At 69.5% G+C, this 6,364-nt stretch carries 6 protein-coding genes; 3 read left to right on the top strand and 3 right to left on the bottom strand.

The genetic code is table 11. The features are described from left to right. Positions 1-134: 134 nt before the first annotated feature. Positions 135-455: a 2Fe-2S iron-sulfur cluster-binding protein gene (locus LW587_RS23450; protein ID WP_232631991.1), complete on the top strand. Its 321-nt coding sequence runs from the start codon at positions 135-137 to the stop codon at positions 453-455. A 610-nt stretch (positions 456-1,065) separates the two neighbouring features. Here the strand turns inward: LW587_RS23450 and LW587_RS23445 are convergent. Next, a complete protein-coding gene (locus LW587_RS23445) occupies positions 1,066-2,241 on the bottom strand; it encodes a vWA domain-containing protein (RefSeq protein WP_232631990.1) in 1,176 nt (391 codons plus the stop codon). A gap of 221 nt (positions 2,242-2,462) precedes the next feature. On the opposite strand from LW587_RS23445, the gene LW587_RS23440 reads away from it, so the two are divergent. Both LW587_RS23440 and LW587_RS23435 read left to right on the top strand, forming a co-directional pair. After that, positions 2,463-2,852: a hypothetical protein gene (locus tag LW587_RS23440; protein ID WP_232631989.1), complete on the top strand. Its 390-nt coding sequence runs from the start codon at positions 2,463-2,465 to the stop codon at positions 2,850-2,852. 440 nt (positions 2,853-3,292) lie between these two features. Then, positions 3,293-3,802: a MucR family transcriptional regulator gene (locus tag LW587_RS23435; protein ID WP_232631988.1), complete on the top strand. Its 510-nt coding sequence runs from the start codon at positions 3,293-3,295 to the stop codon at positions 3,800-3,802. A gap of 332 nt (positions 3,803-4,134) precedes the next feature. On the opposite strand, the gene LW587_RS23430 is transcribed toward LW587_RS23435, so the two are convergent. Continuing rightward, positions 4,135-4,869, bottom strand: a complete 735-nt coding sequence (locus LW587_RS23430) for a sigma-70 family RNA polymerase sigma factor (protein ID WP_232631987.1) — start codon at positions 4,867-4,869, stop codon at positions 4,135-4,137. Between the two features lie 336 nt (positions 4,870-5,205). Further along, positions 5,206-6,000: a class II glutamine amidotransferase gene (locus tag LW587_RS23425; protein ID WP_232631986.1), complete on the bottom strand. Its 795-nt coding sequence runs from the start codon at positions 5,998-6,000 to the stop codon at positions 5,206-5,208. Positions 6,001-6,364 lie beyond the last annotated feature (364 nt).

The raw sequence follows: 6,364 nt of genomic DNA, 5'->3' as shown, positions 1-6,364 counted from the left end.
GCCGACGGCTGAGGCCGGCGCGGCGCCCGCACCGCGCGGCCATCTCACCGCTTGCATTCTGGCGCGGCGCCCCCCAAGCAGTCGCCGAAGCGGCCGGACGCGCGACCGGCCCGGCGCCCCCCCTGGAGCAAGGTATGCCCAAGATCACCTTCGTCGATCACGCCGGCACGGCCCGCACGATCGACGGCGAGGTCGGATCGACCGTGATGGAGACGGCGATCCGCAACAACGTGCCCGGCATCGACGCCGAGTGCGGCGGGGCCTGCGCCTGCGCCACCTGCCACGTCTACGTCGACGCGGACTGGGCCGAGAAGGTCGGACCGGCCGAGCCGATGGAGCAGGACATGCTCGACTTCGCCTCCGACGTGCGCGCGACCTCGCGGCTCTCCTGCCAGATCCGGGTGAGCCCGGACCTCGACGGCCTCAAGGTCACGACGCCGGCGCGGCAGGGCTGATCCGGCGTCCGGGCGCCGAGTCTCCCAACGCGGAGTCTCCCGGCGCCAAGTTTTCTGGCGCCAAGTTTTCCGGCGCCAAGTTTTCGAGCGCCAAGTCTCAGAGCAGCCGGTCTCCGAGCGTTTCGGCGAAGCGCGGCAGGTCTCCGTCCGGATCCTGCACGAGACATGGCCGCACCCCACGGCCCGCGGCCCTGCACGGTTCCAAGCCTCGTGCCCAAGCCTCGTGCCCAAGCCTCGTGCCCAAGCCTCGTGCCCAAGCCTCGTGCCCAAGCCTCGTGCCCAAACCTCGTGCGGACCCTCGAACAGCGGCCAGTCCGGCCGCGTCAGGCCGGCCAGGATCGGCGAGAGTGCCGTCACCGCGATCGGGAGGTTGAGGCCGCGCCCGAACGGGTGCTGCAGCGCGCCCGTCTCCCATCGGCCGTTGCCATGACCTGCGCCCGCTCGCGCTGGAGAAACGCGAACCCGCTCTCGGGCCGGGCATCAGCGACGCGGAACCCGACGACCGCGCACCAGACGTGCAGGCTCGCGCTCAGATCGGAGACTCAAGAGTTCCGGCTCGAGCGCGGCGAAGCCCCCTCGGGAACCCCGCCTCCGTCGCTCGACCGGCCGCTCACCGCAGGAGCGCCCGCATCGCCCCATCGAGGCCCTCGAGCGTCAGCGGGAACATCCGGTCCGAGACGATCCGGCGAATCATGCCGATCGAGGGGGTGTAGGCCCAATGCTCCGCTGGAATCGGATTGAGCCAGACCGCCTTCGGGAAATGGCCGAGCACCCGTTCGAGCCAGACGGCGCCGGGCTCCTCGTTCCAATGTTCGACCGAGCCGCCCGGATGGGCGATCTCGTAGGGGCTCATGGAGGCGTCGCCCACGAACACGACGCGGTAATCGGATCCGTAGGTGCGGATCGCGTCGAGGAGCGGGATGCGCTCCTCGTGCCGGCGCCGGTTCTCCGTCCAGACCGCCTCGTAGGGGCAGTTGTGGAAATAGAAATGGGCGAAATGCTTGAACTCGGAGCGGGCGGCCGAGAACAGCTCCTCGGCGAGCGCCACGTGCCAGTCCATCGAGCCGCCGACATCGAGGAAGAGCAGGACCTTCACGGCGTTGCGCCGCTCGGGCCGGAGCCGCACGTCGATGAAGCCCTTGCGGGCGCTCTCGCGGATCGTGCCGTCGAGGTCGAGCTCCTCGGCCGCCCCGGTGCGGGCGAAGCGGCGCAGGCGGCGCAAGGCCACCCGCATGGAGCGGGTCCCGAGTTCGCGGGAATCGTCGAGATCCTTGAACGCGCGCTGGTCCCACACCTTGACCGCGCGGAAGTTGCGGTTGCCGTCCTGGCCGATGCGGACCCCTTCCGGGTTGTAGCCGTAGGCGCCGAAGGGCGAGGTGCCGCCGGTGCCGATCCATTTCGAGCCGCCCTGATGGCGCCCCTTCTGCTCGGCGAGGCGCTGCCGCAGGGTCTCGAACAGACGGTCCCAGCCCAGCGCCTTCAGCTCGGCCTTCTCGTCCTCGGTCAGGTACTTCTCCGCGAGCTTGCGCAGCCATTCCTCGGGGATGGGGGCGGGCTCGACCGCCTCGCCCACGGTCTCCCATCCCTTGAACACCGTCCCGAACACCCGGTCGAACCGGTCGAGATGGGCCTCATTCTTCACGAGGGCGGTGCGGGCGAGGACGTAGAACTCCTCGACGCGCTTGCCGGCGAGGTCGAGTTCCATGGCGCGCAGCAGGGTCAGGTACTCGCGCAGGGTGACCGGCACGCGGGCGTCGCGCAGGGCCGTGAAGAAGGACAGCAGCATGGGCCTAGAACGCCCGAGCCCCGCCCACGGGTCAAGCCGCGCCGCGAGGGCCCGCGCCGGCCCCGAGCGGCCGGGCGCGGCCGCACCTGTGGACGGCGCCGGATTCCGGTGGATATTCCCGGCAGCGGCCTTTGCCGACGGAACACAACCGTCATCGGAGTCATCGAAGCTGCATCCCGCCAGGAAGAGCGAGTCCGTGACTTGACGACAGGATGAATGCCATGGCCGTGGTCTTGCGCTCCTTGAGCGACTTCAAAAAATTCCTGCGCAAGCCCGGGGCGACGATTCAGATCGTCCAGAACACCTTCGTCGACCGCCAGGATGCCGCCGCCCGGGAGGCCTACCGGCGCAAGGGCCTCTACGAGCCGCGGACGCTGCGGGCCCTGTCGAAGCGGGCGGCGGTGTTCGATGTGAAGGGCCACGACACCACGGTGTGGCTCTACTGGGACCGCGGCACGCGCCGCTGGCGCTTCAACGGCGACACCGTGACGGTGCCGCTCCAGGCCGCCCTCGGGCCGCCGGACGAAGTCGTCTACCGCTGCAGCCTGCCCGAGCCCGCGCCACGCGCACACCCCGCGCCGCAGGAGGCCCAGGCCGCGCTCGCGCTCTGACGGGCGGGGCCGAAAGCATCGGGACGAGCGGGGGAAGCCAGCGTCGCGGCAAAATCGATCGGCGCCACGGACTCGAGCATCGACCTGAATACGATATCCAGAACGAGGCTCTCATGCATCTCCTGGTTCGACGATGCTCGAAACATGTTGGATGCGATCTTGTCCTCCAAACGGTTTCATCCGTCAGTACCACTCACGGCCCTGTGAACGCCGAATCAATCCGATTGGCACCGGCTTTTGCGTTGAACCTCAGCTTGCACGAACCACCTTGAGCGGCTCCGATTGCCCCGCGCACGGGCCCTGATCGCAGGAAACAACGCTGCAAACCACGCCTTTTCTCGCTTTTGCAGTCGCTTTCTGGGAAAACACCCAAAATCCCACTTGAATCGTGCGGCGATCCTTATACTTCAAAGTTCGAGGGGAAAACAGGATCGTCACCAATGTCGGAAATCAGTCAGGTGCCTCAGCTCGATCGGATCGAGCTCGCCGCCGATCTCGTCTCGGCCTATGTCTCGAACAACTCTCTCCCGTCCGCCGATCTTCCTGCCCTGATCATCCAGGTGCACGCGGCGCTGGTCAGCCTCTCGGCGCCCCAGGCCCCGAAGGAGGAAGAGGTCGAGAAGGCGACGCCTGCCCAGATCAAGAAATCGATCACGCCCGACGCGCTGATCTCCTTCATCGACGGCAAGCCCTACAAGACGCTGAAGCGCCATCTCACGACCCATGGGCTCGACATCGAGGGCTACCGTCGTCGCTACGGCCTGCCGTCCGATTACCCGACCGTCTCGTCGAACTACTCGGCGGCCCGCTCGGCCCTGGCCAAGGATCTCGGCCTCGGTCAGCAGCGCCGCAAGCCCTCGACCAAGGCCGCCGAGCTCGTCGATGAGACGGTCTCCGAGGCGCCGGCGAGCCGCCGCAAGCCCGCCGGGCGCCGCAAGGCCGCGGCCTGAGCCGCACACGGCCGACCCTCGACACGGAGACCCGGAATGCCGGCGTCTCCGTCCGGGTTCGGCAGGCCGAGGCAGGACGGCCGGCGCAAGCCGCCGTCCTGCTCGCCGTTTGAAAGGGTGCCCGCGACTGGCCGGCGCGAGGCGCCACCGACGGTGCTGGGACGGCCTCGGCCGACGGCCAGGTCTTCGCGATCCGCGGCAACGGATGCGCCGCATGCCCGTAGCGGGCCTGTCCCCCAGCAGAGGACACCTCCTTGCCGGGGCTGGGACTCTCGGAGGGAGACGGCGACCGCGCTGGCCCAGACGACCCGGGCGGGCCGAACGGTCCGCTCTCAGGCGTCCGGCATCGCCGACTGGATGAGCCGGTCTGAGGAGAGATCCTCCTCGTCGTAGCCGAGCAATTCGGCGAGGCGCCCGCGGGCGCGGCTGACGCGGCTCTTCACGGTGCCGACCTTGCAGCCCATGATGGTCGCGGCCTCCTCGTAGGAGACGCCTTCGGCGCCGACCAGCACCAGCGCCTCGCGCTGGTCCGGGGGCAGCTTGGCGAGCGCCGTCTGCAGATCCTCCACGTCGAGCCGGTCGCCCTGGTGGGGGGCGGTGGCCAGACGCGCGGCGTAGGAACCGTCCTGGTCCTCGACCTCGCGCACCCGCTTGCGGTGATCCGAGTAGAAGATGTTGCGCAGGATCGTGAACAGCCACGCATTGAGATTGGTGCCCGGCTGGAAGCGGGCGCGATGCTGCCAGCCCTTCAGCAGCGTGTCCTGGACGAGGTCGTCGGACCGGGCCGGATTCGAGGTCAGCGACAGCGCGAAGGCGCGCAGGGACGGCACCGCGGCGAGCAGGCCGTTGCGGAACTCGGGATCGATCCGCTCGCCCTGCGCCTTCAGCGCGGCCTCGAGCTTGCCGATCAGCTCGGAGAAGCGGCTGGGCGTGTCCTCGCCCGCGCCCAGCGTCTCGTAGACGGTGCGCAGATGATCGCCGAGATGGCTGCGGATGGAATCGGTGAGCTTGGGACGGCCGTCGGTCATCGCGGAGCGATCCAGGGTGGCTTCGGTGTCGTTGCGCATCGGGCTCTTGCGGTCGACGTTTTCGTCATGGTCGGGCGGTCGGCGCGGCGTCCGAGCGCGGCTTTAACATAGTTGTAGCGCATCGGGCGCTCCGGCGCACCCTGGCGGCCGCGAATAAGGACAAGCTTGCGCAGTCTTTCGGGTGCGCAGACCGCCTGCCATGATCGCTGCCATGACCGCCTGCATGACAAATGGCGGCCGCGACGCGGGCAAGACATGCGTCAAATCGGCTGAGGCCGTCCCGGTCGGGCCGCCCGAGTCCGGTCACCCGAGTCCGGTCACCCGAGTCCGGTCACCCAAGTCAGAGTCCGGTCACCCGAGTCGGGTTGTCCCCCCTCAGGCCGCCTCCGGCCGCGGATCCGGGCGCAGCACCCGCACGACGCCGTCGGTCAGGACCAGGGTGTCGCCGCGGGCGAGTTCGGTCCAGGTCTCGTCGCGGGTGAGCGCGCGGGTGGCGATCACCGTGACGATGTCGGTCTCGGAGGTCTCCTGGGCGAAGTCGACCCGCCAGTCCTCGTCGATCAGGGTGGCGGTGCCGAAGGGCGCGCGGCGGGTGAGGTAGCACAGGCGCTTGCCGCAATGGGCGTAGAGGGTGCGGCTGTCGGAGAGCAGCATGTTGAACACGCCCCGCTCCGACAGGGCGTGGGCGAGTTCGGCGACCACCGCCTCCAGCCGGGCCGGGCGCGGCGGCTTCGGGAAGCGCGTCTGCAGTTGCGAGAGCATCCAGCAGAAGGCGTGCTCGCTGTCGGTCGAGCCGATCGGCTCGAAGCCGCCGAGGGGCAGCCGTTTCACGCCCTTGAGCTGGCCGTTATGGGCGAAGGTCCAGCGCCGCCCCCACAATTCGCGGGAGAAGGGGTGGGTGTTCTCCAGGCTGACCCGGCCACGATTGGCCTTGCGCACATGGGCGACGACGATGCGGCTCTTGATGGGATAGCGGCGCAGGAGCTTGGCGAGTTCGGAGCGGGCGCTCGGCTCGGGATCATGGAAGGCGCGGCAGCCGCGACCCTCGTAGAAGGTGATGCCCCAGCCATCGGCATGGGGGCCGGTCTCGCCGCCGCGCCGGGCGAGGGCCGCGAAGGAGAAGCGGATGTCGGTGGGCACGTTCGCGCTCATTCCGAGCAGTTCGCACATGGAGGTCCGAGGGTCTTTTCGCGCCGAGGCCGGATGGGAACGGCGACATTAGCGCGCCGTCCGCCGAAGGGGAGGCCGGTTCGTCGCAGGAACGCGCCTCGGGACGCGGATACGGCGCGCCGCCCGGTCGCGGGTCGGATGGAGGGGCGGTTCTAGGAAGCTTCGGCGCGGCCGACAACCGACCAGCCCGCGCCTTGCCTGTGATCTGCCCGCGAATTGCCCGCGCCTTGCCCGCGAATTGCCCGCGCCTTGCCCCGTCCGCGTTCGAGGGTTCGGCGCTCAGGGCCCCCGCGTCGGGCCGGCGCCCTGCGCCGGCCTCGTCGCCGCGGCGTCCCGTCCGGGCCAGGCCGGGGCGACGGCGAGG

Source organism: Methylobacterium sp. Leaf118 (assembly GCF_920984675.1).
Taxonomy (GTDB): domain Bacteria; phylum Pseudomonadota; class Alphaproteobacteria; order Rhizobiales; family Beijerinckiaceae; genus Methylobacterium.
The sequence above is the reverse complement of the archived record's forward strand: the minus strand, read 5'-3'. Positions and strand labels throughout refer to the sequence as shown.

Bases quoted from the DNA above. Each gene is read 5' to 3' on its own strand.
- LW587_RS23450 (WP_232631991.1), top strand. From the start codon at position 135: ATGCCCAAGATCACCTTCGTCGATCACGCCGGCACGGCCCGCACGATC.
- LW587_RS23445 (WP_232631990.1), bottom strand. From the start codon at position 2,241: ATGCTGCTGTCCTTCTTCACGGCCCTGCGCGACGCCCGCGTGCCGGTC.
- LW587_RS23440 (WP_232631989.1), top strand. From the start codon at position 2,463: ATGGCCGTGGTCTTGCGCTCCTTGAGCGACTTCAAAAAATTCCTGCGC.
- LW587_RS23435 (WP_232631988.1), top strand. From the start codon at position 3,293: ATGTCGGAAATCAGTCAGGTGCCTCAGCTCGATCGGATCGAGCTCGCC.
- LW587_RS23430 (WP_232631987.1), bottom strand. From the start codon at position 4,869: ATGCGCAACGACACCGAAGCCACCCTGGATCGCTCCGCGATGACCGAC.
- LW587_RS23425 (WP_232631986.1), bottom strand. From the start codon at position 6,000: ATGTGCGAACTGCTCGGAATGAGCGCGAACGTGCCCACCGACATCCGC.